The following is a 1,027-nucleotide window of genomic DNA, read 5'->3' as shown; positions in this document are numbered from 1 at the left end:
CCACTGGTTCTAGGTGGTGAGTAGATCACGTAGACGCTCGGCTGGGGTATCCCAGTCGAGCGTCTTGCGTGGGCGGCCGTTGAGTTCCTGGGCGACGTGTTCGAGGTCTTCGGGGCTGTGGATGCTCAGGTCTGTGCCTTTGGGGAAGTACTGGCGCAGGAGGCCGTTGGTGTTCTCGTTGGAGCCGCGTTGCCAGGGCGAGGCGGGGTCGCAGAAGTAGACGGGCATGCCGGTGGCCATGGTGAACTGCTTGTGGCGTGCCATTTCGCTGCCCTGGTCCCAGGTGAGGGAGCCGCGCAGGTGCGCGGGCAGGGTCTGGACGGTGCGGACGAGGCCGTCGCGGACGGTTTCGGCGTCGTGGGCTCCGCCGGGCAGGTGGACCAGCATGGTGTAGCGCGTAGTGCGTTCGACCAGGGTGGCGATCGCGGAGCGGCTGTTGGCGCCGATGATCAGGTCGCCTTCCCAGTGGCCGGGCACGGCGCGGTCCTCGATCTCGGCGGGGCGGTCACTGATCATCAGCATCGGATCGGTGAAGCGCGGGGTGCGTCGGCCGGGGTCACGGTGCGGCTTGCGGCGGGTGCGGCCGGTGCGGACTGCGGCCTGGACCTCGCGTTTCAGGCCGCCGCGGGCCTGAAAGTACAGCGCCTGGTAGACGGTCTCCACGCTCACCCGCATGCTCTCGTCGTCGGGATGCTCCTTGAGTAGAGCGTGGCAGATCTGCTCGGGCGACCAGCGTCTGCGCAGTCCGTCCTGGACAAAGCGGCGCAGTCGGTCCTCGCGCAGCAGTTTGCGTTCCTTGGGGCGGGGCCGGCGCGCGGCGGCGGCCCGGTGGGCCGCGTAGGGGTGGTAGTCCTCGCTGCCGGAGTTCGCATCGAGTTCGCGCTTGATCGTGCTCGCCGACCGGCCCAGGGCCCGTCCGATCGCCCGCAACGAGTGGCCCGACGTGCGCAGATCGCGGATCCGCTCGCGCTCGGACAGCGTCAGGAACCTCGGGTGAAGCTGCTTGTCCAGGGCGGCCAGGCTCACG

The 1,027-nt window shown here is 69.2% G+C and carries 1 protein-coding gene; it reads right to left on the bottom strand.

The features are described from left to right. Positions 1-9: 9 nt before the first annotated feature. A complete protein-coding gene (locus tag P3T37_RS36985) occupies positions 10-1,026 on the bottom strand; it encodes an IS30 family transposase (RefSeq protein ID WP_280728351.1) in 1,017 nt (338 codons plus the stop codon). Between the last annotated feature and the right edge of the window lies 1 nt (position 1,027).

This window comes from Kitasatospora sp. MAA4 (genome assembly GCF_029893355.1).
GTDB lineage: Bacteria > Actinomycetota > Actinomycetes > Streptomycetales > Streptomycetaceae > Kitasatospora.
Note: the sequence above shows the minus strand (reverse complement) of the source record. Positions and strands in the feature narration are given on the sequence as shown.